General features: G+C 70.3%; 23 protein-coding genes and 4 pseudogenes. 12 read left to right on the forward strand and 15 right to left on the reverse strand.

What is annotated here, in order from left to right; all coding sequences use genetic code 11:
* Nucleotides 1-84: 84 nt before the first annotated feature.
* Together CFP65_RS10115 and CFP65_RS10125 are read right to left on the reverse strand one after the other, a co-directional pair.
* Nucleotides 85-1,011 (reverse strand): IS5 family transposase, encoded by a 927-nt coding sequence (locus CFP65_RS10115; RefSeq protein ID WP_254552316.1) that lies wholly within the window; start codon nt 1,009-1,011, stop codon nt 85-87.
* Between the two features lie 421 nt (nt 1,012-1,432).
* Complete coding sequence (locus CFP65_RS10125; RefSeq protein WP_104815543.1) at nt 1,433-2,671, reverse strand: IS256 family transposase; 1,239 nt, start codon at nt 2,669-2,671, stop codon at nt 1,433-1,435.
* 442 nt (nt 2,672-3,113) lie between these two features.
* Between CFP65_RS10125 and CFP65_RS10130 the strand changes: the two genes are divergently transcribed.
* The 3 genes from CFP65_RS10130 to CFP65_RS10140 all read left to right on the forward strand — a co-directional run bounded on the left by CFP65_RS10130 (nt 3,114) and on the right by CFP65_RS10140 (nt 4,194).
* Nucleotides 3,114-3,464: a helix-turn-helix domain-containing protein gene (locus tag CFP65_RS10130; RefSeq protein WP_104815796.1), complete on the forward strand. Its 351-nt coding sequence runs from the start codon at nt 3,114-3,116 to the stop codon at nt 3,462-3,464.
* Nucleotides 3,465-3,547: 83 nt separating this feature from the next.
* Nucleotides 3,548-3,967 carry an STAS domain-containing protein gene (locus tag CFP65_RS10135; protein ID WP_158702120.1) on the forward strand — a complete coding sequence of 140 codons (420 nt, stop codon included), beginning with the start codon at nt 3,548-3,550 and terminating at the stop codon, nt 3,965-3,967.
* Nucleotides 3,964-4,194 carry a DUF6296 family protein gene (locus CFP65_RS10140; RefSeq protein ID WP_104815798.1) on the forward strand — a complete coding sequence of 77 codons (231 nt, stop codon included), beginning with the start codon at nt 3,964-3,966 and terminating at the stop codon, nt 4,192-4,194. The genes CFP65_RS10135 and CFP65_RS10140 overlap by 4 nt, the downstream gene beginning before the upstream one ends.
* 245 nt (nt 4,195-4,439) lie before the next feature.
* On the opposite strand, the pseudogene CFP65_RS40700 reads toward CFP65_RS10140, so the two are convergent.
* The 3 genes and pseudogenes from CFP65_RS40700 to CFP65_RS10155 all read right to left on the reverse strand — a co-directional run.
* A pseudogene (locus CFP65_RS40700) lies at nt 4,440-4,529 on the reverse strand (TIGR01457 family HAD-type hydrolase); the annotation flags it as partial.
* A 790-nt stretch (nt 4,530-5,319) separates the two neighbouring features.
* Nucleotides 5,320-5,564 (reverse strand): annotated as a pseudogene (locus CFP65_RS10150) (flavoprotein); the annotation flags it as partial.
* Between the two features lie 316 nt (nt 5,565-5,880).
* On the reverse strand, nt 5,881-6,303 hold the full coding sequence (locus tag CFP65_RS10155; RefSeq protein WP_104815799.1) for a Dabb family protein: 423 nt from the start codon (nt 6,301-6,303) through the stop codon (nt 5,881-5,883).
* 308 nt (nt 6,304-6,611) lie between these two features.
* On the opposite strand from CFP65_RS10155, the gene CFP65_RS10160 reads away from it, so the two are divergent.
* The 3 genes and pseudogenes from CFP65_RS10160 to CFP65_RS40705 form a co-directional block, all read left to right on the forward strand.
* Nucleotides 6,612-7,361, forward strand: coding sequence for a TetR/AcrR family transcriptional regulator (locus tag CFP65_RS10160; protein ID WP_104815800.1), 750 nt, complete (start codon nt 6,612-6,614; stop codon nt 7,359-7,361).
* A 163-nt stretch (nt 7,362-7,524) separates the two neighbouring features.
* Nucleotides 7,525-8,008, forward strand: a pseudogene (locus tag CFP65_RS10165) (winged helix-turn-helix domain-containing protein); the annotation flags it as partial.
* 54 nt (nt 8,009-8,062) lie between these two features.
* Nucleotides 8,063-8,271, forward strand: a pseudogene (locus CFP65_RS40705) (IS630 family transposase); the annotation flags it as partial.
* A gap of 54 nt (nt 8,272-8,325) precedes the next feature.
* Here the strand turns inward: CFP65_RS40705 and CFP65_RS10175 are convergent.
* From CFP65_RS10175 to CFP65_RS39675, 4 genes are all read right to left on the reverse strand, one after another.
* The gene (locus CFP65_RS10175) at nt 8,326-8,922 is read right to left on the reverse strand and encodes an NADPH-dependent F420 reductase (protein ID WP_104815801.1); all 597 of its coding nucleotides are present in this window, start codon (nt 8,920-8,922) and stop codon (nt 8,326-8,328) included.
* 41 nt (nt 8,923-8,963) lie between these two features.
* Nucleotides 8,964-9,797, reverse strand: a complete 834-nt coding sequence (locus tag CFP65_RS10180) for an inositol monophosphatase family protein (protein ID WP_104815802.1) — start codon at nt 9,795-9,797, stop codon at nt 8,964-8,966.
* Nucleotides 9,798-10,392: 595 nt separating this feature from the next.
* Nucleotides 10,393-11,313 carry a LysR family transcriptional regulator gene (locus tag CFP65_RS10190; protein ID WP_104815804.1) on the reverse strand — a complete coding sequence of 307 codons (921 nt, stop codon included), beginning with the start codon at nt 11,311-11,313 and terminating at the stop codon, nt 10,393-10,395.
* 243 nt (nt 11,314-11,556) lie between these two features.
* Nucleotides 11,557-11,706 carry a hypothetical protein gene (locus CFP65_RS39675; RefSeq protein WP_168219584.1) on the reverse strand — a complete coding sequence of 50 codons (150 nt, stop codon included), beginning with the start codon at nt 11,704-11,706 and terminating at the stop codon, nt 11,557-11,559.
* Nucleotides 11,707-12,014: 308 nt separating this feature from the next.
* On the opposite strand from CFP65_RS39675, the gene CFP65_RS10195 reads away from it, so the two are divergent.
* The 4 genes from CFP65_RS10195 (at nt 12,015) to CFP65_RS10210 (ending at nt 15,315) form a co-directional block, all read left to right on the forward strand.
* A complete protein-coding gene (locus CFP65_RS10195) occupies nt 12,015-13,250 on the forward strand; it encodes a PP2C family protein-serine/threonine phosphatase (protein WP_104815805.1) in 1,236 nt (411 codons plus the stop codon).
* A 127-nt stretch (nt 13,251-13,377) separates the two neighbouring features.
* Nucleotides 13,378-13,869, forward strand: coding sequence for a DUF5994 family protein (locus tag CFP65_RS10200; protein WP_104815806.1), 492 nt, complete (start codon nt 13,378-13,380; stop codon nt 13,867-13,869).
* Nucleotides 13,870-13,981: 112 nt separating this feature from the next.
* Nucleotides 13,982-14,167, forward strand: a complete 186-nt coding sequence (locus CFP65_RS10205) for a hypothetical protein (RefSeq protein WP_104815807.1) — start codon at nt 13,982-13,984, stop codon at nt 14,165-14,167.
* Between the two features lie 521 nt (nt 14,168-14,688).
* On the forward strand, nt 14,689-15,315 hold the full coding sequence (locus CFP65_RS10210; RefSeq protein WP_104815808.1) for a TetR/AcrR family transcriptional regulator: 627 nt from the start codon (nt 14,689-14,691) through the stop codon (nt 15,313-15,315).
* A gap of 40 nt (nt 15,316-15,355) precedes the next feature.
* Here the strand turns inward: CFP65_RS10210 and CFP65_RS10215 are convergent, their stop codons facing one another.
* The 5 genes from CFP65_RS10215 to CFP65_RS10235 form a co-directional block, all read right to left on the reverse strand.
* On the reverse strand, nt 15,356-16,705 hold the full coding sequence (locus tag CFP65_RS10215) for a ferric reductase-like transmembrane domain-containing protein (RefSeq protein ID WP_104815809.1): 1,350 nt from the start codon (nt 16,703-16,705) through the stop codon (nt 15,356-15,358).
* A 36-nt stretch (nt 16,706-16,741) separates the two neighbouring features.
* Nucleotides 16,742-17,086, reverse strand: a complete 345-nt coding sequence (locus CFP65_RS10220) for a DoxX family protein (protein ID WP_168219585.1) — start codon at nt 17,084-17,086, stop codon at nt 16,742-16,744.
* Between the two features lie 82 nt (nt 17,087-17,168).
* A complete protein-coding gene (locus CFP65_RS10225) occupies nt 17,169-18,755 on the reverse strand; it encodes an FAD-dependent oxidoreductase (RefSeq protein ID WP_104815811.1) in 1,587 nt (528 codons plus the stop codon).
* Nucleotides 18,752-19,657: an alpha/beta fold hydrolase gene (locus CFP65_RS10230; protein WP_104815812.1), complete on the reverse strand. Its 906-nt coding sequence runs from the start codon at nt 19,655-19,657 to the stop codon at nt 18,752-18,754. The genes CFP65_RS10225 and CFP65_RS10230 overlap by 4 nt, the downstream gene beginning before the upstream one ends.
* A 12-nt stretch (nt 19,658-19,669) precedes the next feature.
* Nucleotides 19,670-20,503: an alpha/beta fold hydrolase gene (locus CFP65_RS10235; protein WP_104815813.1), complete on the reverse strand. Its 834-nt coding sequence runs from the start codon at nt 20,501-20,503 to the stop codon at nt 19,670-19,672.
* Nucleotides 20,504-20,613: 110 nt separating this feature from the next.
* On the opposite strand from CFP65_RS10235, the gene CFP65_RS10240 reads away from it, so the two are divergent.
* Nucleotides 20,614-21,630 (forward strand): alpha/beta hydrolase, encoded by a 1,017-nt coding sequence (locus CFP65_RS10240; RefSeq protein ID WP_104815814.1) that lies wholly within the window; start codon nt 20,614-20,616, stop codon nt 21,628-21,630.
* A gap of 194 nt (nt 21,631-21,824) precedes the next feature.
* Here CFP65_RS10240 and CFP65_RS10245 read toward each other — a convergent pair whose 3' ends face one another.
* Nucleotides 21,825-22,460: a TetR/AcrR family transcriptional regulator gene (locus CFP65_RS10245; RefSeq protein ID WP_104815815.1), complete on the reverse strand. Its 636-nt coding sequence runs from the start codon at nt 22,458-22,460 to the stop codon at nt 21,825-21,827.
* 137 nt (nt 22,461-22,597) lie between these two features.
* Between CFP65_RS10245 and CFP65_RS10250 the strand changes: the two genes are divergently transcribed.
* Nucleotides 22,598-23,752: a VOC family protein gene (locus CFP65_RS10250; protein WP_104815816.1), complete on the forward strand. Its 1,155-nt coding sequence runs from the start codon at nt 22,598-22,600 to the stop codon at nt 23,750-23,752.
* The last annotated feature ends 1 nt before the right edge of the window (nt 23,753 follow it).

The raw sequence follows: 23,753 nt of genomic DNA on the forward strand, positions 1-23,753 counted from the left end.
GTGACGCGAAGGAGCAGGCGGCGCGGTTTCGGGCGAAGCGGCTGGTCGAGCGGGGCTGGTTGACCGAGCAGCGGCCGGGGCTGTTCAGGCCGCGGACCGCTTGACGCGGCGGGGCGCCGGTCGGCCGGAGCGGGCCAGGCGGCGGGTGGCCGGGATGCTCGCGGCCCACCAGGCCATCGCCTCGGCGCTGTCGATGCGGGTCTCGTAGTCCCGTGCGAGGCGCCGGGCCCGGCTCAGGTGGGAGAAACTGCGTTCCACGACCCAGCGGCGCGGCAGCACTACGAACCCCTTGATGTCGTCGCTGCGCTTGACGACGGTCAGCGCGAGGGCGAGGACGGCGTGGGCGAAGGCGACCAGCCAGCCGGTGTAGCCGCCGTCGGCCCAGACCAGGGTGATGCGGTGGTGGTCGGCACGCAGGTGTTCGAGGAGGTCGCGGCCGGCGTCGTTGTCCTTGACCGAGGCGGCGGTGACCAGCACGGTCAGCAGCAGGCCCAGGGTGTCCACCGCGATGTGCCGTTTGCGGCCGTTGATCTTCTTTCCGGCGTCGTAGCCGCGGGTGGCCGCGGCGACGGTGGCGTCGGCCTTCACGGACTGCGAGTCGATGATCGCGGCGGTCGGCTCTTCCTGCTTGCAGGCCAGTTCGCGCAGCATCTTGCGCAGCCGGCCGTAGAACTCCTTGATGCAGTCGTGGTCGCGCCAGCGGCGGAAGAACCGGTAGACGGCCCGCCACTTGGGGAAGTCGCCGGGCAGGCTGGCCCAACGTACGCCCTCGGCGACCAGGTAGCGCACCGCGTCGAGCAGTTGGCGGTGGCAGTAGCCCTCCGGGCGGCCCCCTTGTCCGTTCAGCCAGGCCGGGACCGGCAGCAGCGGCCGCACGATCGCCCACTCCGTGTCGGTGAGGTCGGAGCCGTAGCGGCGGGTCCGGTCCGGCTGGTCGGCGGCGTTGCCGAGCCGGTGGGCGAGACAGTCGCACGGCGACACGCCGTAGCCGGACGCGGATGGTGCGGGCACGCCACAGTGGGACACCAGGGCCTCCTGATGGTTCGTTGACTCGACATCACCGAACTGTGCGGGAGGCCCTTCTCTTATGCGCCGGCCGCCAAGTGATCACCCGAACGAGGCTGATGCGCACGGAAGTTCGAGCGACAGTCGCGCCCCTCGGTTTGAGAAACGCTTCTAAGTGCAGTGGTGGCTGCCTTTCAGGCTGACCGCCGCACTGTGTGGGCCGCGTGGGCGGGCGGGGCCGCGGTGGCGGCCCTCCTCGCCTGGATCGTTCCGGACCTGAGATCCATCCTGCTCCTCGTAAGCGTCGTTGAGGGTGCAGGGGCTCTGCTGCTTGCCCTGGCGAGGTACCGACGCTCCCGCTGAATCAGCGACGGGTCACGTCCGCTGGGGTGGTGTATCGCTGGCCACTCGGTGATCCGGCTTTAGGCTATGCGGTGAGTGCGGTCGGGGCGGCCTCGTCGGGGGTTTCTCCCTCGATCGGGTGGAGGCGGCAGCGGCCGAGGATCTCTGAGCCGATGTAGCGGCGCTGTTCGGCCCATTCGTCGCTCTGCTCGGCCAGGACCGCGCCGATCAGACGGACGATCGAGGCGCGGTCGGGGAAGATCCCGACGACGTCGGTGCGGCGCCGGATCTCCTTGTTCAGCCGTTCCTGCGGGTTGTTCGACCAGATCGACTTCCAGACCGTGCGCGGGAACACGGCGAAGGCCAGCAGGTCCTCGCGGGCATGCTCCAAGTGCTCCGCAGCCTTGGGGAATCGCTCGTCGAGAGCGGCGATAACGGAGGCCATCTGCTGACGCACGGCCTTCGCGTCAGGCTGTTCGAAGACGGTCCGCAGCAGGGTCGCGACCCAGGGCTGGGCCGACTTCGGGACCTGCGAGAGCAGATTTCGCGCGTAATGCGTCCGGCACCTCTGCCACGCGGCCCCGGGCAGGGTCGCACCGACCGCGTCCACCAGGCCGCCGTGGGCGTCGGAGACGACGAGCTGGACACCTCCCAGGCCGCGGGCGACCAGCGACCGCAGGAAGGCAAGCCAGCCGGCGCCGTCCTCGCTGGTGGCGACGTCCAGGCCGAGGACCTCACGCTGTCCCTCGTTGTTGACGCCGACCGCGACCAGGCAGTGCACGTTGACCACACGGCCGCCCTCGCGGACCTTCTGCGTGAGCGCGTCGACCCACACGAACGTGTAGGGGCCCTGGTCGAGGGGGCGGTTGCGGAACTCGGCCACCCGCTCGTCCAGATGCTTGGCCATCTCGCTGACCTGGGACTTCGACAGCTGGGTGACGCCCATGGTCTCGGCAAGCTTCTCCACCCGGCGGGTCGACACCCCGAGCAGGTAGCAGGTCGCGACCACCGAGATCAGGGCCTGCTCGGCCCGGCGCCGGCGCTCCAGCAGCCAGGACGGGAAGTACGAGCCCGAGCGGACGCGCGGGATCGCCAGGTCGACCGTGCCGACACGGGTGTCCCAGTCCCGGTTGCGGTATCCGTTGCGGGAGTTGACCCGGTCCTCGCCCGGGCGGCCGTACTCGCCGCCGCAGACGCGGTCCACGTCCGCGGACATCATCGCCTCCGCGAACGTCTTCACCATCGCCCGCAACAAGTCGGGACTCGCCGAAGCGAGGTTCTCCTCCAGCAGGGCAGCAAAGGGCACACTGTCACGTGCGGTCATCGTGCAGATCTCCTTCAAGAGCTTGGTCGTTCTCGAAGGATCAGCCGGTGGCCGTTTCACGTTCCCGGGCGACACCCACTACCGGGACGAAACCCCCGAAACGGATGGAACCCGTACACCACTTCTCTGGACGCAACCGGAGAGCAATGCCGCGCAGGCGGAGCAAGTGGCAGCGAAATCCAAAAGGCCGATACCGCACAAATTGCGTGGTATCGGCCCTTGCTGTCAGGCAGACGCCTTCAGCAGAAGACTTCCGAGCAGGTGGATCCTCCCCCGCACGCCCGGCCGGGCGACAGATTGACGCGGACGCGCGTCGGAGCAGCGCGGCCGTATCCGGCACGCCCCGCCTGATCGCCGGAGCTACCGCTCCGCCGGCGACGACCGGCACCTCCGACCTGAACGCAGGCGTTGCAAAACCGGAATCGCGGTTCATACTTGTGGTGTGCCAGAAGCGCAAGAACTGCGGACGCGCTGGACCTTCCTGACCCAGCACGCCCGCGTGCTCCTCATGATCTCGCGCGACCAGGACGTCCGCCTGCGGGATCTCGCGGCGGCGTGCGGCCTGACCGAACGGGCCGTGCAAGCCGTCGTCGCGGACCTGGAGACGGCCGGCTACGTCACCCGAACCCGCAAAGGCCGCCGCAACCACTACAACGTCGTCGACGGCACGCCCTTCCGCCACCCCGCCGAGGCCAACCACCCGGTCGGCGCCCTGCTGGACCTGTTCGCCGACCTCGACTCCGGACCCACGACAGCGACCGCCAATGGTGATCACGATGACCAGCACCCGTGAGCATGCGTCCCACCGTCCCGCCCGCCAAACCGGCCCCCGCCCAGCGGCCGCCGCAGCATCATCCCGCTGAGGAGGCGAGTGCGATGTCCGAACTCGGGCTCGCCAGCCGGCCCGGAAAACCGCGAGAGCTGCTGCCGCGTCTGAGCATCACCACCACGACCGCCACCGGAGCGGTGGTCGTCGTCCGCCTCGACGGCGAGGTCGACGAGGAGGACCGGCCCCGGCTGGCGAGCGCGCTCACCCGCGCCCTGCGCAACCATCCGCGCCGCCTGGTCGTCGACCTGTCCGGCCTGGCCTTCTGCTACTCGGTGGGCCTCAACGCCCTGCTCACGGCCCGACGGAACGCGCGAATCCTGGGCGTGGAGATGACGCTGGCCGCTCCGCTGCCGCAGACCAGGCGGCTGCTGGAGATCACCGGCACCGACCGGGCCTTCACCGTCCGCAACAGCGTGCGCACCGCCCTGGCCGACGCCCCAACCCCGCCGGCGGGGAGGTCGTCATGAGCAACCCGTCACGCTACGCGGTCACCCTGCCCGGCGTGCCCGGCACGCACGCTCCCCCCGAGGTCGTGATCGTCCACGCCACCGGCGAGATGACCGCCAACGGGCCGGTCTACGCTGACCCGCCCGGCACCTTCCGAGTCGAGATCGCCGGAGAAACGGCCCGACCACTCGCCGAACCTTCCGGACCAGGACAGCACACCTGCCTGCACGCAGTCCCTCTGCCCTGACGCCCCCCAAGACCTCGAACACCTCGCCCAGGTGCTCAACGGCCTTCCACGCAAGACGCTCGGCTGTGATACCCCAGCCGAGCGTCTACGTGATCTACTCACCGTCTGAAATCAAGCGGTGTTGCGACCCCTTGAACCCAAAATATCGCGGGAGGGCCTTCGCAGCGCGAGCCCGCCGTAGTCGATCTGCAATAGACGGCAACGAACCGCAGGTCAGGGACAAGTACGTCCTATTCATGGGAGCCCCCCAGGACGCAGAAATCGGGCTCGCTCTGGGTCAGCAAGTACCCGACATCGCGCAGAGCCGTGGTGAGGCCGGCCTCACCGATCACGTACGGGCGCGGTTCGGCCACCGGACCTTACCCGAGGCCGTGTCTCCCGTCGCCTCCGTGCGCGTTCACGATCAGTAGCACTTCGTGCCCCGGGCGGTGGGGCGGCCGAATCGATCTCGTGGTCTCCGCTCGGCGCTTCTCACCGCGTCTCATCGTCATCACCGCCGCGTGTGCACTGGTTGTGAAATGATCTTCCGCGCGACTCGCATTTCCGCAGGTCAGAGGCATGTTCGATCAGTACTACGACCTGTAGGACCCCCTCTGACCTGCAGAAACGCAGGTTGATCTCTCATCGTTTCCGCAGGTCAGGCAGGGCCCTGACCTGCGGAAACGCGCAGGGAGGGGTCGGCCGCAGTACCTCTGGGGCTCGCGATGTGAAATGAGTGTGCAATGGGCAGGGGCAGATCGAACTCACGATGACGCCTTCTTGCCCGTGCCGGCACTGGGAAGTACGCCATCTCGCTACTCACAGTAGCCATCACTCCGGGGCTTCCGACGCAACGGGTTCGATCTCTTACCGGCACTGCGCCTCCTCAGGCGAGGTGTCACCCGGGCTCGCCAAGCAGCGGAGCCTGCCGTCGTCGGGCCGCGCCGGTTCAGCAGGCCACTGATCGGGATTCCGGCCGGCGCGGAGGTCAGCAGCTGCACCGTCGAGAGCGTCGCGTGGTCGTCTGGATGAACCGCCCAGTGGATCGGACGATGGAGGACAGCCGCATGGGGGACTTGCGGTAGAGCGCTTTCCGCCAGGTGGTCTGGGCCAGGCACGGGGCGGACAGCGCGGCGCGGGACCGCGACTGGCCGAGCGGACCTGCTCGTAGCCGGTCAGGGCGAGGAAGGCCGGGGCTGGCCGTAGGACTTCATGCCGACGAGGCGGACGTCCTTCTCGGAGCGGAAGAGCTCGTTCACGCCGTGTGGGTAGACGGTGCCGCAGGAGTACTGGTTGGGGTCGATCAGCGGGGTCAGCTCAAGCTGGGCCTGGAGGCGGTCGTCGAGGCCGAGGCGCAACTCGGCGAGGAAGGACAGATCCGGACGCAGGCCGGCTCGAAGCGCACCATGTACGCCTTCGCTTTCCGCGAAGTCCGCGTCAGGACCGGGTTCCGCAACATCCGCACCACACTGCCCTGCCCTGCGGCCGATGCGGGGTCTCGGACCGGTAGTCGGTGGTGAAGCAGTCGGCGACCCGTCGCGGGTCGTGCGAGTTGATCGCGTCCTTGAGCCGGTCGATCGGGGCGTTCGTGGTCACTGCGACCTCCTGGTTCCGCGGATTGTTGCGCGCTGGGCGCGGTCTGAATGTGCGCTCTGCGCCGGGCGCCTCACCAGGTTTGTGGCGTGGCGCCCGGCAGGATTTCGCCGCTCAGGAGGACGGGGTCGTCGCGTCTTCGCCACCGGGCCTGGTGAAAGAGGCGGCCTGGGCCACGAGTGCGGCGATCTCGGGGTGCTCCGCGAAGTGGCGAGCCTGTACCTGCTCGATCTTCGTCTTGATCTCAGGGTCGGCGGAGTCCGTGATGTCGAAGGCCTCGAACCGCGCGAGGTAGCCGATGCCTTCCAGTTCGAGGCGGACGTGCGCGGGGTGGTTCAGGTACTGGTCGTAGCCGTCGAGGTCTTCGATCACGAACACGGCTCCGTAGTCGAAGCCCCCGGTGGGGTGCGGCCCGACCACGTACGACTTCACGGCGGGACAGGTCTCGCCGACCTGGCGCAGCAGGTCGAGGCAGGCCTCGAGCTGCTCCTCGCTCAGGTCGGGCTTGGGCGTCAAGCGGTTGATGTGGAAGATCATGGCCTTCTCCTCAAAACTCGGTACGGCACCGTCTTGTCTGTGGATTCCTGCGTCCCGGGGGGCCCGTACCGGCCCCCCGGGGGGGTCCAAGCGTTCCCCCGTGCGACCTGCATGATCAGGCCAGCCGGGCAGGCAGCTCGCCGCCGTGCGCCGCCCCGGGCGGCACTTGTCGGCTCTTCATCGCCAGGACACGACGCTAGTCAGGCGATCGTTCTTTAAGCAGGAGGAGATTTACCTGACACTGTCAGGTATTCAGACAGTCGTAAGCCGCTTCGATCCCCGTCGGGCCGGCACCCTAGGATCGCCGCATGTCCGCAGACGCGTCCGCGACGGTCCTGCCATCCCTGCGCCAGCGACGCCGGGCCGTCGCCACCCAGGAGATCGTGGCCGCCGCCGAGAGCCACCTCGCCGAGCACGGGTTGCACGCCCTGTCCCTGAGAGCGGTCGCCCGTGGCCTCGGTATGACCGTGCAGGGGCTCTACCACTATTTTCCGAACCGGGACGCCCTCGTCACGGTTCTCGTCGCCAAGGCGTACGAGGACCTGGCTGACGCCGTGACAGCGGCTGTCGACACGATGACGGACGAATCCGCCGCTCTGCGGTTCCTGGCCGCCGCCGAGGGCTACCGCCGATGGGCCGTCACCCACCCCGAACGATTCCAGCTGCTGTACGGGGCGCCGTTGCGGCACTACGAAGCACCGGCCGAGGGTCCGACCGTTCTGGCGATGCGCCGGGTGGGCGAGGTCTTCCAGCGCGAGTTGTTCGGCGGGTTCACCACGTCACAACTGGCCGCGGCCGACACCCGGGTCCTCTCGTCGGCCCTCCGGGCGGACCTGGAACGCTTGATTCCGCACGGCCCGGGCACTCTGCCGCCTCCGGCGGCCGCTCTCCTCGTCAGCGCATGGGGGCACATGCACGGCATGGTCGTCCTCGAAGTCTTCGGACACACCACCTTCATCGGCGAACACCAGGCCGAGATCTTCCACATGGCGATGCGGGACCTGGTCGAGGACGTTCATCGCCGGATCACCGCACCGCCCCACGCCGAGCCTCAGTGAGAAACACGGACGACCCACCACGATTGCCGGACCGCTCCGAGCTCCAACAGGCGGCCGCGCCGGAGCTACGGAACTGGCCACCCATCTGACGGTCGATGCCCGAGGTTGAACTCGCCTTGTCGTAGGTGCTGACGGACCTTGATCCCTGCGGTACGACATCGGAGTGCGATACGCGCAGGGGGGCGGGTTCACTGCCCAGGAGCAACAGCGTCGGGAACGGGTACGCCTGGAGGCCGCAGAGCGGTTTGAACGGGGAGACGGCAACAGGCTGATCGACGCTGACCTCCGGGTCACGGTGCGGTCGGTGGACAGGTGGCGCCAGGCCTGGCGGCAGGGCGGTTCGGCTGGCCTGGGGGCGAAGGGGCCGCAGTCCCCGCCCCCGCTCGGCACACGGCAGTTCGCCCTGCTGGAGCGGGAGCTGGAGAGAGGGGCCGCTCCCTCACGGGTGGGAGGACCAGTGATGGACGCTGGCGCGGATCAAGATCCTGATCGGCCGCCGGTTCCACGTCTCCTACACAGTCCAGGGCGTGTGGAAGCTGATGCGTCGCAACGGCTGGTCGTGCCAGCAACCGGTCCGCCCGGCGATCGAGCGAGACGACGGGGCGGTCGAGGTGTGGAAGAAGGAGGTGTGGCGGCAGGTAAGAGCCTAGCGGCGGAGCTCGGGGCCTGGCTGGTCTTCGAGGACGAGGCCGGGGGTCTCGATGACGCCGGCGCGGGCCCGCACCTGGGGACGCCGCGGGCGGACGCCTGTCGTCCGGGTGCGTGACCGCTCCCGTCGCCGGGTCTCGATCGCTGCCCTGACCTACTACAACCCGGCGAGCGCTCCCGGCTGATCTACCGGCCCCGGCTGGACGACAGCCAGGGCAGAAACAAGGGCCGCAAGAGCTTCACCTGGACCGACTACCGCGACCGAGCGGCGCCGCCGGGTCCTGCGGTCGTCCTGCGGCGGAGTCGCCCGGGGCTCTCAGCGGTTGATCGAGATGGCGAAGGGCGTGAATCCGCTGGATCGGATCACGTGCGGGACGAACAGGATCGCGGCCTCCGTGGCGCGGGCGGTCTCGATCCCGCCGAGGTCCGTGATCCACTCCTGCTGCCAGCCGAGGTCGGTGAGCAGTTCACGGACGGTCCGCTTGGCCTGCGGGTCGTCGCCAGAGAGGAAGGCGGTCGGCGTCTGGGCCAGCGCGGCGGGCGCGGTCATCACGGGGAAGAGCATCGTGTTGAGCGTCTTGACGACGCGCGTTTCGGGGAGCGCTTCCTGGAGTTGCTCGGCCAGGCTCGAGCCGGGGTAGACCAGGTCGGCGGGCAGCCCGTCCGGTCCGTCGACGGTGGCGTTGGAGACGTCGACGAGGATCTTGCCCTGCAGCTCCCCGCGCAGCGCGGTGAGCCGTTCCAGCGAGCCGGCGCCCGGGGTGGCGTTGATGACGATCTGCGCCGTCCTGGAGGCGTCGGCGGCGGCGCCCGGCTCGCGGTCCACCGTGGTCACCTCGTGGCCTGCCCGGGTGAGGGCCTGGGCGAGGTTGCCGCCGACGCGGCCGTTTCCGAGAACGGCGATCGTGGTCATGTTGTTCTGTTCCTTCCGTACGTGCAGGGTGTGGTGGGTGGTCAGCGGGAGAGCGTGGTGACGGCCGCGGCGTGGACGCCGGGCGCGGCGGCCAGGAAGCTCTCGCTCTGCGGGGTCCAGGGGCGGCCCTGGGCGTCGGAGATCCGCCCGCCGGCCTCGGTGACGAGCAGGGCTCCGGGCAGCAGGTCCGCGCGGGCGCCGGCGAACTGCCAGAAGGCGTCGATCCGGCCGGCGGCCACGTTCAGCAGGTGCAGGGTGGCAGGCACTGCGACGCGGACGACGAGCGCGTCGAGGAGCATCGCGGTGATGGAGGAGCCGATGCGCCGGACGACCTCCTCGTTCTCGTCCGGCCGGGCCTGGCTCGTGGCCACGAGGCCCAGGCCGAGGTCGGTGGTCCGGGAGACGTGCAGGGGGCGGCCGTCGAGGTGGGCGCCGGCGCCGGCGAGCGCGGTGTAGGTCTCGCCGGTCAGCGGCAGGTGGACCGCGGTGAGCACCGGCTGGTTGTCGCGCACGAGGGTGGCGGTCACCGCCCAATCCGGCAGGGCGTGCAGGTGGTTGACGTTGCCTTCGGCCGGGTCCACGACCCACCACTCGCCGGAGGGCAGGGCCCCGCCCGCGAGTTCGTCCTCCACGAAGCGGGCGTCCGGGCGGAGGCGGGTGAGGGCGGGGCGCAGGGCCTCCAGGGCGGCGTCGTCGTTGGCGGCGAGCGCGCTCATCAGCTCTTCCCGGGTCCGGTAGGGGACCACGTCTCCGAAGCGCTCCCGCAGCACGGCCCCCGCCGCGCGTACGGCGTCAGCGGTGTGTGCAAGCAGGTCGGTGTCGGGCACGGCGTCGGCGGTCGCGGCGACTTCGACCGTCTGGATCGTTTCGGACATGGTGGTGCTCCCGTCTGAGGAGGGGTGATCAAGCGGACCAGGCGAACCGTGCTCCGTTCGCGCCTGCATTTCGAAGGTAGAAGGGCCGGGCATTAACTTCAACTGCATGTAAAGCACTGCTGGGATGACTCCCATGCAACTGAATCTGCAGCCTCCTCGCCGTGCTCGGTGAGCTCCCGGAGGAGGACGCACGACGAGGGATCGGGCCGTGGCCGGGTGCGCGCCGGGACCGGTCAGCAGCCCGGTGCCGGGTGCCAGCACGACCGGCGGCGATCAACCGTCCCGGTGCCGACGTCCGTGTGAACAGGCCCCCCAGGGGCCGGCCGGAGCGAGCGGAACCACGGTAAGCGCCCGGCTCGCCCGGCGGCTGGGCGTGTGCTTGCCCGCCTCGGGCCGGTGCTCCCAGAAGTCATGGGTGTGGCCGAGAGCGGGCAGGACGACCTGGTGCCCGCGGGACAGCACAGGCAGCAGGTCGTCGGTCGGGTTCACCGGCGGTGCGGAGAAGTCGAGTTCGCCACCGATGAGCAGAGTCTCGGCCGCGCCGGGCCGGACCGTTCGGCATTCGGCGCCGTCGGGCCCATTGCCCGGCGGAACGCTACTGGCCAGCGGCGTCCGGAGTGGTGAACAGGTCCTGCAGGGTCTGAGTCGCCAGGTCGAGCAGCCAGGTGTGGGCGGGGTCGTCGTCGTAGCGCTTGTGCCAGAGCAGGTAGAGAGGTACGGGTGGCAGGTCGAACGGCAGCGGCAGCGTGGTCAGGCCCAGTTGCTCGCGGGCGGAGCGGGTGACCGCGTCGGGGAGGGTGACCACGACGTCGGTGTCACGGGCGAGCTGCAGGGCGGTGTCCGTCGCGGGGGCGGAGACGGTGACACGGCGCTCGTGGCCGAGGGCGGCCACGACATCGTCGACCCGGTCGCGCAGGCTTCCACGCCGGGAGACGGTCACGTGATCGGCCGCCGCGTACCGCTCGACGGTCACCGGTCCTTCGGTGAGCGGATGGCCCGCCCGGACAGCGAGGATGATCCTGTCCTGGCCGATGAGACGGTGATGGATGTCGGACTGAGAGGGCGGTCCGTCACTGGAGGCCACATCGACCTCGCCACGACGCAGCTCAGGGGTGTCGTGGCCGGGCTCGACCGTCAGGCGCATCTTCACCCCCGGGGCCTGGCGGCGCACCGCGGCGACGAGGGCAGTCCCGCAGGCGGTGGTGAGGGCGTCGTGCAAGCGAATGGTGAACACCCGCTCCAGGCTCGCCAGGTCGAGGTCCGGACGGGCGGACAGCAACTGGTGCGCCTGCTGCACCAGGGCGTGGACCTCGGTGCGCATGGCCAGCGCGCGGGGCGTGGGCGTCATGTGGCGTCCGGTGCGGACCAGGATCTGGTCGCCGGTGGCTTTGCGGATACGGCCCAGCGAGCGGCTCATCGCCGGCGCGGTGACGTGGAGCCGGTCCGCGGCTCCGGCCACGCTGCCCTCTTCCAGCAGCGCGTCCAGGGCGGTGAGCAGATTCAAATCCAATTGCATGACAGTAACTATAGGAGTAGAAGTCATGCACTTTTTGTTAATAGTTGAGGGCTCTGGCTTGGCGATGCGGGGCCGAGAGGAACACCCAACACCGGCCTGCTTCTACCGAATTCCGTCGCCGCCGCTAAAGCGGCCGTCGCTCGCCCGGCGGCCTGCGTCAATCGGGGATCGGGTCAGACCCTCGAGCGGTGCCGCCTCATGATCATCTTGACGCTACGGACAGCAGTCTGCGGCCCCGCGCCCCTACTCCTCAGCGGCGACAACGGTTTCGCCGTCCTCCAAGCGCTGGCGGATGCCGGCGTACTTCTCGGGCCCCCACTCGGGCGAGGCGGCCAGCTCCGCCTCCACCCAAGCGTCTATGCTCTTGCCCAATTCCTCATCGTACGCGTCCATGCGACTACCCTCCGGCAACACCTCAGGTCAAGACTGCCTGGTTGTGACAAGTCATCGGCACCAGCTGATGGCCCGTCAGAATTCGGATGCGCCTGCACGGCCCTGCGGCACCGACTCCACGGATGCACGCCGCAGTCCCCAGTGGCGACCGATCCGCTCACGGTGTCGGCCCGTGGGGTGCGCGACCGGGGGCGCAACGCGCTGTCGTCGGGCGTAATGGAGGAACCGGCCCGGTGAACGGGACCGGGGCTTCGGACTGACCGAGCCGGTGCCGAGCGTCCGTGGCGGGGCAAGGAGGGTGAGCAGGGATGACTGGTGGGCGGCCGTCCGGTGCAGCGGGACCGGGCCGGTCGGAGGGGCACGGTGAAGGCCTGTTGTGGGCGCTGCTCGATCAGGCCCATGGGCTTCCGCCGCGGCTGGTCGCTCCGCTGGTCGCCGAGGCGGTGAGCAGGTTCGGCGGCCGTGACCCGGCGTTGCTGTTGCAGGACTACGGGCAGCTGGTGCTGGTGCCGCTGCCCGGCCGGGGGCTGGCCGCCGGGGTACCGGTGCGGATCGAGGGCTCGCCCGCGGGTGCGGCCTTTCTGCGTGGTGCCCCCGTCGAGGTACCGCAGACGGACGGGGTGCGGGTGTACCTGCCGCTGCTGGGCGGCAGCGACGAGGTGGGGGTACTGGCTCTCACGCTGGACGATGTCGGTGAGGACGGTCGGCGGCTCCTTCGCCGACTGGCCGCCTTGGTGGCGGATCTGCTGGTCACCAAGCGCGGCTACACCGACCGGATCTTCCAGGCCCGGCGCATGGAGCCGATGAGTGTCGCCGCGGAGATCCAGTGGTCGCTGCTGCCACCGCTGTCGATGACCGTCCCCCGGGTCGCCGTGGCGGGCATCCTCGAACCCGCTTACCAGGTGGCCGGCGACAGTTTCGACTACGCGCTCAACGACGATGTCCTGCACGTGGCAACGATCGACGCGATGGGTCACGGGCTGGACGCCGCGACCATGGCGACCGTGGCCATCGGTGCGTACCGGCACGCCCGGCGGGCCGACATCGGGCTGGCGGAGATCTACGCGTTCATGGACCGGGCCATCGCCGAGCAGTTCGGGCCGGACCACTTCGTCACCGCGCAGATGATGCGCCTGGACACCGTGACCGGTCACCTGCAGTGGGTCAACGCCGGCCATCCTCAGCCGCTGCTGATCCGTGACCACGTCGTCGTCGAGCGGCTGGAGAGCGAGACCACACTGCCGGTGGGGTTCGGTGGCGAGGTGCCGGTGATCAGCGAGCGGGTGCTGCGGCTCGGTGACCGGGTCCTGTGCTTCACCGATGGTCTGGTCGAGGAGCGGGAGGCCGGCGGGGAGCAGTTCGGGGAGGAGCGGCTCATCGAGTGGGTCGACCGCGTCGAGCGTTCGCAGGACGGGGTGCGGGCCGTGGTGCGGGCGCTCTCCCACGTGTTGAAGGAGAAGCGGGGCGGGCGCACGAGTGACGACGCCACCCTGTTCCTGATCGAGTGGCGCGGAGGCCCTGGCACCCCGCCGGGGCTCTCGTGACCGGCCGGATCGGCCCGACGCGGGCGGAGTACCGTAGGAATATCGGGGGTAGCCCGAGCCGTCGCTCCCCCAAGGACCGGTCCTCGCTCAGCGGGCCCGGTCTGTGTCTGCGGATAGGTGGCGAGCCGTGTCGGAAGAAACCGGTGCTTCGCATCCGGGGCTTCTGCCCGACCGGTTCCGACAGGCGGCGAAGCCGGGGACGGTCTTGTTGCGCCTGGAGACCACACAGTCGCGCGAGGGTGTCCTCGACGGGGCGTGGTGGCCGCGTTCACGGGATGTCGGCGCCGAGCTGCCCGGGCTGATCGAAGCCTTGACCGAACACCTCGGCCCCGTGGCGAGCGTCGGCCTGGACGCGCAAGCCTGGGACGATGTCCCGGCCCGGCTGGTCGTCGGCGGGCGGTCGGTGCACATCGACCAGTACCCGGTCGGCGACAGCACGGTGATCATCACCCGTGGCGACCGCGATCACTTCAGCCTGCTCGTCGTGCCCCCGCAGGCGAGCCGGGAGGCGGCCCTGGCCGCGATGGCGCACGCGATCGAGGCCGGCGCAACCGACTCGGCAGGGCAGATCCTCATCGCCACCGGCATCGGCTCCGAACCACCGGCCGAAGCCACCTGAGAGACCAGCACCGCAGGTCCTCGGACAGACAAGGAAGGCGGGACGAGAGATGTCCGTCTACGTGAAACTCTCAACCGAGACCCGGGCACCGGCAGAACCGTCGAAGGGACCGTTGGACCTGCAGTACGAGGACGGCGCGGACGACGGCGTCACCTTCGAGTACGACCTGCATCCGAGCGGCGCGCTGCGGATTCTGCGGGTCTTCGAGGACACCCCGCACCGGGTCGAGGCGTGCTTCAGCTCCGGAGCGTGGCTTCAGGTCGCCGGCACCTACCTGCGCAGCGGCTCCGAATACTGACGGCGGGTCGGGTCCGGTGTTGCCATTCGCCGGAGACGACGCCAGTATCCGGTGCCGGCCTGCGAAGTGCCTTCGGTAACCTCCGGGCTACTCTCGGTCCGGCCCGAACCCGGCATGGCCGCGATGCCATCGTCTCCGCGCGTTTTCACGATCAGTAGCGCTGCGCAGCCCAGACGGTGGGGCAGCCGACTCGATCTCGTGGTCTCCGCTCGGCGCTTCTCGCTGCATCTCATCGTCATCGCCGCCGCGTGTACACCGGCTGTGAAATGATCTTCCTTGAGACTCCTGTTTCCGCGGGTCGGCAATTCGCTGAACTGCGGAGACGCCAGGTCGCCGGCTCGCCCGGACTGCTCCAGGCGCGGTCATCGACGGGTGGGGTGAAGGGGGCGCCGCCACTCGGCACCCATAGTGGATACAGTGTTGCTGTTATGGTGCCGACCGGGGAGGTGGACGTTTCAGTGGCAGCAGCTGGTCCTACGCGAGCGACGACGACATCGGGCCGAGGCCCGGGGCGTCCGCCCGTGCCGTTGGAGCGCATTGTCTCCACCGCCCTGCTGGTCGTGGACGAGGAGGGGGCCGACGCCCTCTCGATGCGGACGCTGGCCCAGCGCCTGGGCTCGGGCACGGCGACGCTGTACCGGCACTTCGACAACCGGACAGCGCTGGTCGCCCATGTCGTGGACCGCATGTTCGGCGTCGTGGAACTGAACGGCGGGGAACTCCTCGCGATGGGCTGGCAACAGGCCCTGCGGACGGTCGCGCACACCATGTTCGAGGCCCTGGCCCGGCACCGGAACGCGGCGCGCCTGATGGTCGAAGAGATTCCCATGGGGCCGAACGCCATGGCGCTGCGGGAGCACTGTGTCGCGGCGCTGCTCGACAACGGCTTCCCGCCACGACTGGCCGCGCACGCCTTTGCCACCCTCGCCCGCTACGTGCTCGGATTCGCCATACAGGTCAACGGCCATGGCGACGGCGGGCAGCGCGACGACGCACACCTGTCCGGTGTCTTTCAGGGCGTCGATCCGGCCTTGTTCCCGGCAACGGCCACCGTCGCCGGGTCGATGCCCGTTCCGATCGAGGACGAGTTCTCCTTCGGACTCGAACTCCTGCTCAGCGGGCTTGCCCACCTGCGCGACGAGGTCTGACCCGGGTGGTCGAGGTCTGACCCGGGTGGTCGGCGGTTCGTCAGCGGAAGGCGAAGTGCTCGGCGTGGAGATGCTGCCGGGGGACGCCCTGGCGGTGGAGGGCGCGACTGAGGTCTTCGACCATCGAGGCGGGGCCGCAGAGGAAGACGTGCGTGTCGGGGGTGATCGGTCCGGCCACGGCCTGGATCCTTTCGGCGGTCAGGCGGCCGTGGCTGCGGCTGAAGGTCGGGTGGAGCCGCAGCTCGGGGCGGTGTGCTGCCGCAGCGGCGAGTTCCGGGAGGAACGGTGCCTCTTCGGCGGTGGGGGCGCAGTAGAAGAGGTCGGTTTGGGCCGGCACTGCCCCGGAGTGGGTGAGCCAGCCGAGGAAGGGCGCGATGCCGATGCCCCCGGCGATCCAGATCTGGCGGGGTCCGCCGAGGGTGTGGTCGAACATGCCGTAGGGGCCCTTGAGGGTGGCGGGGTGTCCTTCGCTCAGCTCCCGGTAGAGGCCGCGTGTACCGCGGCCCAGGGCACGGATGGTGAGGCGTACCGAGCCGTCGGCCCGGGCGCCGGCGACGCTGAAGGGGTGTTCGTGCCAGCCGCCGACCCGCAGGTAGACGAACTGGCCTCCGGTCACGGGAAGCGTCGTCTCGCCGGTGGGCGTGAGGGTGAGGTCGAGGACGTCGGGTGTCGGGCGCTCGACGCGGTGGACGGTGTAGTCCGCCCGGGGTTCCCGGTGCCGCAGCACCAGTTCCTCGTAGGCGTAGGCGGTCATGCCGATGGTGGCCATGGTGACGTAGATCGCCAGGAGGGGCGTGGATCCGTTGATGACGAGATCGAGGTACCAGCCGTGCAGCAGCGCCGACAGGAGCAGCAGGCCGGTGAGGCGGTGCAGGAACAGCCAGCGCTGGTAGGGCAGTCGGAGGATGCGGCCGACCTGGCCGAGGGAGATGAGGACGAGCAGCAGCAGGCCGATGGCGGAGCCGGCGCCGAGGAGATGGCCCATCCCTACCGACGCGGTCGGGTGGGCGTAGCCGTACGGGCTCCCGTCGAAACCGGAGAAGAAGTGGAGGAGCAGGTGGGGGGTGAGCAGGAGGATGGACCACACGGCGTACCGCTTGTGCCGGCGGTACATGCGGTCCAGGCCGCCGAACCACTGCTCCAACCACATCAGGCGGGTGGCCAGCACCAGGGTGCAGGACATCAGGTAGGCGGACAGGACGCCGGCGAACTCACCGGCGAAGTAGACGGCGCTGAGGTGCTCGGGCCTGAGCCGGTCCCAGGCCAGGTAGAGCATGACCGCTCCGGTCGTGACCGACAGCGGGCCGATGTGGCGCTTCTTCAGGCGCGCGTCCAAGGGGGCGCGCGCGATCCGGATGGCGTAGATCGCTATCACGATCAGGACGGGCATTGTCTGACCCTTCGGAGGTCGGCTGGTCTTCGGTCCTCAGGCGAGCAGGGCCGCGAGGTACGAGGCGACAAGCACCGCGCACACGGCGGCGGGCGCGACTCTGGCAACCGGGTCGCCCTTGCGCAGGTGTACGACCGCAGCTCCGGCGAGCAGGAGGAGCAGCCCGGTCCCCGCGAGGGCGCCGAGCGCCGGCACGGCGGGGCCGAGCGCCACCCCGGCGACTCCTGCCAGTTGCAGCACACCGATGCGGCGGTAGGCGGCGACGGAGAAGCCGGTCTCGGCGGCCAGCTCGCGGGCCTTCGGCAGCGCGAGGGTGTTGAGCACCCCGCTCGCCCCGAAGATCAGGGCGATGGCGCAGGCGAGGGTGACGGTGAGGATCACGAGGTGTCTCCAGCGTGGCGGTGGCGTGGCGGCGCGGGCGTAGGGTGACGGCCCGAGGGCGCGCGGGGTCGTCACGGGCCCGTCATCGGATGTGTCGGGCGGTCGAGCCGCTCGGCTGGGGCATGGCGCGGCTCGCTGTCTGCGGCGCCATCGCCCGCACGGCGGCTCGTGTGGTGGTGAGGAAGTCCCGGGTGGCGATGTGCCCGAGGTAGCCGTCGGGGCGGATCAGCAGCAGCGTGTCGCCGGTCAGGCCGTAGGCGGTGCGCAGCGTGTCCCTGGGGTCGGAGAAGGCGAGGTCGTCGCCTGCGGCCGATCCGAGGGTGAGTCGCTTCAACTCGGCGCCCGTCGTCGGCCAGTCGAGGAGTTCGAGGTCCCGGGCGGCGCCGGGGCCGTAGGCGATGGCGGTGAAGTGCGGCCCCTTGAAGAGGTCGAACAGCCTGGTCTCGGTGCCGTCGGGGCCGAGCAGCCGGGCGTCCGGGGCGCGGTCGCCCACGTGCAGCGTGCCGCTGCCGGCGCCGGCAGCGGGGGCGAGCGGGCCGCCGTAGTAGGTCAGGGAGAGCTGCTGCTCGTCCTTGCCGCGCTTCATACTCGAGGGGTCGAGCTTGGCGATGCCGCCCCACTTCTCGGTGGACAGCCCCAGGACTCCGGCGGCGATCGGCTGCCGCTCGGCCTCGTAGGTGTCCAGCAGGGCCGGGTCGGCACCGGCGAGGACCTGGCCGAGCTTCCAGCCGAGGTTGTAGCCGTCCTGCATGCCGGTGTTCAGGCCCTGAGCGCCGGCCGGGGTGTGGACGTGCGCCGCGTCGCCGACGAGGAAGACCCGTCCGCGGCCGTAGTGCTGCGCAAGACGGATGTTGGGCCGGAACACGGACGTCCAGTGGATCTCGTGCAGCTGGATGTGCCGGTTGCGGGTGTGGGAGTGGATCCGGTCGATGACGGCGCCGATCTCCTGGGGCGGCTCCTCCTCGGGCGTGAGCCGGATCATCCACTGGAACATGTCGCTGCCCGGGAGTGGGCAGGCGGCGATGAGCTTGCCACCGAGGCCGGGCCACATGTGCCACCGGTTGCGGGTCAGGCCGCTGACGGAGGCGTCCACGATCAGCACGCGGTCGGCGTCGTCCGTCGTCCCGGCGAAACCGATGCCGAGCTGCTTGCGCACCGCACTGGACCCGCCGTCGGCTCCCACGGCATAGCGGGCGACGATCTCCTCGGCCCCGTCCGCGCCCACCACCTTGGCAGTCACCGTGTCCTCGTCCTGCGTCAGCTCGGTCAGTGCTCTGTCGAACTCGACCTCGCAGCCGAGCTCACCGAGCCGGGCGTGCAGGGCGCGGTCGGTGCGGAACTGCGGGATCAGCCAGGTGTTCGGGTACGGGACGTCCGGGGTCGCCTCTTTGGTGGGGAACATCTTCCACGGCACGCTGAGGGGTCCGGCATGGAGCCCGAGCTTGGGATAGAGGTCGCCGCCGGCCAGCACGTCGTCGAGAGCGCCGAGGTCTTCGAGGAGTTCGAGGCTGCGGGGCTGGATGCCCTTGGCGCGCGAGCCGTCGAAAGCGTGGGGGGACCGGTCGACGATCCGGACGTCGAGTCCGCGGCGGACGAGGTCGATCGCAAGGGCGGAGCCCGAGGGGCCGGCGCCGACGATCAGGACGTCGATGGTCTGCGGGTTGTTCATGAGTCGAGCCTTTCGGTGCGTGCGGACACGAACGGGACGAGCTGGTCGGCGACGTCGCGAGGCCGTTCGAACGGGGCCATGTGCCCGCACTTGGTGATGACGTGATGCTTCCGCGGCTTCAGCAGGGCACGCGCCGTGTCGGTGTGCACCGGCGGCGTGACGGTGTCCTCGTCGCCCCACAGCAGCAGCGTCGGAATGCCCAGCGCCCCCGTCCGCCGGAAGAGGTCGTCGCGGCCGGCGAGAGGCAGGTGCTGCAGGGTGTCGAAGACCGCGTACAGCGAGCCCTCGAAGCGGAGGGTGCCGAGGACCATCTCGGTCAGTTCCGCCCCGAGCTCGGGGTCCCGGACGTTGTGCCCGAGATGCCCCTGGAGCAGCCGGAGGCCGCGACGGCGGACGACCACCCCGGCCAGCAGATCGCTGCGCAGCAGCCGGTCGGGGGAGGCCAACCGCGATTTGGCGAGACCGGCCGGGCCGACGATGGTGAGCGTGGACACCTGCGAGCGGTACCGGTCCGCGTACGTCATGGCGACGAGCGCGCCCATGGAGGTGCCGACCAGGTGCAGGGGCCGCTCCGTCAGGCCCAGCCGGTCCGTCAGCTCGGCCAGCTGACGGGTGAACAGCGTCTCGTCGTAGCGCGCCCGTACCCGGTCGGAGTAGCCGCGGCCGTAGGCGCTGCAGGTCAGCGTGCGCAGCCCGCGGGCGTGCAGCTCGGTGACCAGGCCGTCCCAGTAGGACAGCGGGATGGTCAGACCGCCCGCCATCAGGACCACCTCCCCGTCCTCGGGCCCCGTCAACTCGTAGTGGGTGACGCCGTCGGACAGCTCGACGAAACTGCCGCGCAGCGCCTGGCGCGAGTCGGCGGTGAGCTTGAGGTCCTCACCCGGGGCGACGAAGTACTTCATGGCACGGGCCTCTCAGTTCGCGGGGGTGCCGGCGCAGGAGCCGAGGAACTTCGCGATCGCCTCCGCGGCCCACCGCGGTTCCTCTTCCGGCAGCAGGTGCCCGCCGTGGGGGTGGACGAGCTCCTGGGCGCCGGGGATGTCGCGGGCGAAGTGCTGGCCGTCGATGCCCGCGCTGCGCAGCACCAACGTGGGCACCGTGATGCGGGGGATCTGCGCGCTGCGGTCCGGCTGGTCGGTGTTGCAGAAGTCGACGAAGGCCGAGCGGTTGCCGGGGCGGCTCATGAGCTGGTGGGCGCGGTCCACCATGGCGTCGTCCACGATCTGCGAGTGCGGCCCGACGGCCTCGCGCAGGCTGCGCTCGACTGCCCCGCGCGGCATCACCCGCCTCAGCAGGGGCCGCACCAGCGGGTTGCGGGTCAGGCGCATCCCCGCGGGCACCGTCTTCTCCGGGTAGCCGGTGGCGTTGACCAGCACCAGGCCGGTCAGCCGCTCCGGATGGTCCAGTGCGACGTTCCAGGCGACGTTGCCGCCGAGGGAGTTGCCGGCCAGCGCGTAGCGCGGCACTCCCAGTGCCGCCACGAAGCCCGCCACCGTCGCGGCGTACGCCGGGATGCGGTAGTCGCGGTCCGCGCGCGGGCCCGTCAGTCCGAACGCCGGCAGGTCGGGACGGATGACATCGAACGAATCCGACAGCAGATCCGTCACGGGGTCGAAGTGCTGGAGGGATGAGGCGCTGCCGTGCAGCAGCACCAGTGCCGGGCCGTGCCCGGCGCGCTTGTAGTGGATCGGCAGGCCGTCCACCTCGACGAACCGGGAGTCGGGCTGGGGCTCAGACCAGTAGCTCATAATGGATACAGTGTTGCCGATAAGGTGCGGTGTCAAGTGAAAGCCCTTGGCGCGGGCGCGGCGCCCCACCCGGCCGACTCCGCACGACGACCTCGAAAGGTGTGCAGCACATGACACTCCGACGCGTTCTCGCCGGACTGGGCGCCGCGGCAACCCTCGGCGCTGCTGCGGCGATCAGCAGACGGCGCCGCGCCCTGGCGGCAGTCCCCCGCGAGCTGCGGCACCCCGTGCTCCTCCTCCCGCTGAACTTCGGCAACCCGCTCACCCTGGCCGTCGCCCGCCGCCTCGTGCCCTTGGCGGGAGCCGCCGTGCGGCCCGGCGTCCGCGTCGACCGGCGCACGCTGCCGGCCACGGCCGACGACCTCCCCGTCGAGGTGCTCACCTACCGGGCACCGGGCCGAGCGCCGCGCGCCGCGCTGCTCTGGATCCACGGCGGAGGACTCGTCATGGGTGCCGCCCGGCAGGAGAACACCTGGTGCAGCCGCGTGGCCGACGAACTCGGCGTTCTGGTCGTCAGCGTCGACTACCGCCTCGCACCCGAGAACCCGTACCCCGCAGCTCTGGACGACTGCTTCGCTGCGCTCCGCCGGCTTCACGCCGGTGCCGCCGCCCTCGGCATCGATCCCGCCCGCATCGCCGTCGGAGGCGAGAGCGCCGGAGGCGGACTTGCCGCCGCCGTCGTCCAGCGCGCCCACGACTCAGGGGTGCCGGTCCGGTTCCAACTCCTCGTCTACCCCATGCTCGACGACCGCACGGCGCTACGCGTCGACCCTCCCCACAGCGCCATCCACACGTGGACCCCGGACTCCAACCGCTTCGCCTGGACCTCCTACCTCGGGCGCCCCCCACAGGCCCGCGACGATCGCCCCTACCTCGCGGCGGCACGGCGCAGGAGCCTCGACGGGCTGCCGTCCGCGTGGATCGGCGTGGGCGACCTCGACCTGTTCCACGACGAAGACGTCGACTACGCCCGACGCCTGAGCGAATCCGGCGTCGCCTGCGAGCTGCGGGTCGAACCAGGCATGTACCACGGTGCTGACGCCTTGCTCGACGGCAGAGCACCCTCGATGACCGCTTTCCGCACTGCCGCCCTCGACGCGCTGCGAACTGCCCTGACAGAGCCCTGACCGCCTCGAAGACGGTCACCGAAGACCGGGCCGTACGACGCAAGCCGCCGAGTGCAACGATGTCGCGCCTTCACGGTCAGTAGCACCGCGTCGCTCCGCTGGTCGAGGAGCGGGGTCGACGCCCACTTGACCGGCGGCTCGGTCACCTTCCGTCCGAGCCCGTCCTCCGCCGCGCGGCGGGACGCGGAGGTCGGTCAGACGAGGTCGGGGAGGGGGCGCCGGGCGACCTCGTGGGCGTCGGCCGGCGGGACGCCCAGCATGCGCAGGACCATCTCGGCGAGCTTCACCGCGGCTTCGTCGCCGTCCACCTCGGGCCGGGCGAATCGCAGCTCCACCAGGGACAGCAGAGTGCCGCCCAGTGCGGACAGGGCAACCACCGGGTCGGCGGCGGTGAAGCGGCCGGAGGCCATGCCCACCTCGACGTCCCGCAGTGCCCGCCGGGCCAGGCCGTTGTCCGAGTGGATGTGGCCCAGGCCCCGGCGGCGCAGCACCTGCATCAGCTCCGGGTGCGATTCGGCCATCCGCGCGCTGAGCCGGAAGCCCGCCGCGACGAGCTCCGCGGGGTCGTCGATCCCGGCCAGCTGCCCGTCGAAGGCCTGGCCGTACTCCTCCAGCGCGTCCTGCACCGCGGCCTCGAACAGCTCCGTCTTCGAGTCGAAGTGGTTGTAGAACGAGCCGAAGCCGACGTCGGCGAGCTCGGCGATCGCCTGGATGCTGACGCTGGTGTCCCCGGTCTCGGCGAGTATCCGGCGCGCCGCCCGGACGAGAGCTCCGCGCGTCTCGGCGCGACGCCGCTCGAACCGGTTGCTGGGCGGGGCTGACGTAGGCATACGCCGAGTCTAGCCGTGGAGACGATGACGATCGCATCACTGATGATTTCATCATTTTCCTGCCGTGGGGACCTTGACGAAGGAAAGTCTCACACTTGATGATTTCCTCATTACGGCAATGCTGCTTGGAGGACACCATGTCCGAAACTCGCGTCGACGCAGTCGCCGTCCCGGATGCCAGGACAGCGCACCAGGACCTGCACAGCGAGCACGGCGCCCTGCGCGGCGAACATCCCGGGCGATCCCGCAACCCCGTGATCAAGGTGGCCGACCTGGCCTGGCTGGAGTTCGAGAAGCCCGACCTGGACCGGGCCGAGGTCTTCGCCCGGGACTTCGGCTTCGGTGTCGCCGCCCGGAGCGAGAGCGAGCTGTGGCTGCGGGGCACCTTCGCCGGCTCACCGTGCATGGTGATCCGGCGCGGCCGGACCTCCCGCTTCATCGGCCCGGCGTTCCGCGCCGCCGAGCGGGCCGACCTGGAGCGGCTGGCCCGGGCGACGGACAGGTCCGTACGGGACGCGGACGTACCCGGCGGTGGGAGGGTGGTCGACCTGCTCGACCCCTCCGGCTTCCCGGTCCGGGTCGTGCACTGCGGGGAGGACCTGCCGGCGCTGCCCGAGCAGCGGCCGCTCCTGCTCAACTTCGGCACCGATCACCGCCGCACGAACGTCGCCCAGCGGCCGCCGCGCGAACCCTCCCGCATCCAGCGCCTGGGGCATGTGGTCCTGGAGACACGGGTGTTCGGGCGCGCCCTCGACTGGTACCTGGACACCCTCGGGATGATCGTGTCCGACTTCCTGTACCTGGACGGCCGGCGCGGGAGCGGCCCGACGATGGCGTTCATCCGCTGTGACCAGGGCAGCCGGGCCGTCGACCACCACACGCTGGCCATGCACCTGGGCCCGGCCAACGGCTACGTCCACTCCGCGTACCAGGTGACCGACCTCGACTCGATCGCCGCCGGTGGCGAGTACCTGGCCGAGCGCGGCTACCAGCGCAGCTGGGGCATCGGCCGGCACATCCAGGGCAGCCAGCTCTTCGACTACTGGCGCGACCCGGACCGCTTCATGCTGGAGCACTTCGCCGACGGCGACCTGTACTCCTGCGACCTGGAGCCCGGCTGGGCACCCATGTCGACCAGCGGGCTCGCCCAGTGGGGGCCTCCCGCCACCCGTGACTTCCTCGGCGCGAGCCCCTCCCCGCAGCGGGTCCGCGACGTGATCCAGGCCCTGCGGGGCGACAACGAGCTGGACCCGGCACGCCTGCTGGGCCTGCTCAAGGCCGCCAAGTCCTGAA

The sequence above is a fragment of the Kitasatospora sp. MMS16-BH015 genome, from assembly GCF_002943525.1.
Lineage (GTDB): Bacteria > Actinomycetota > Actinomycetes > Streptomycetales > Streptomycetaceae > Kitasatospora.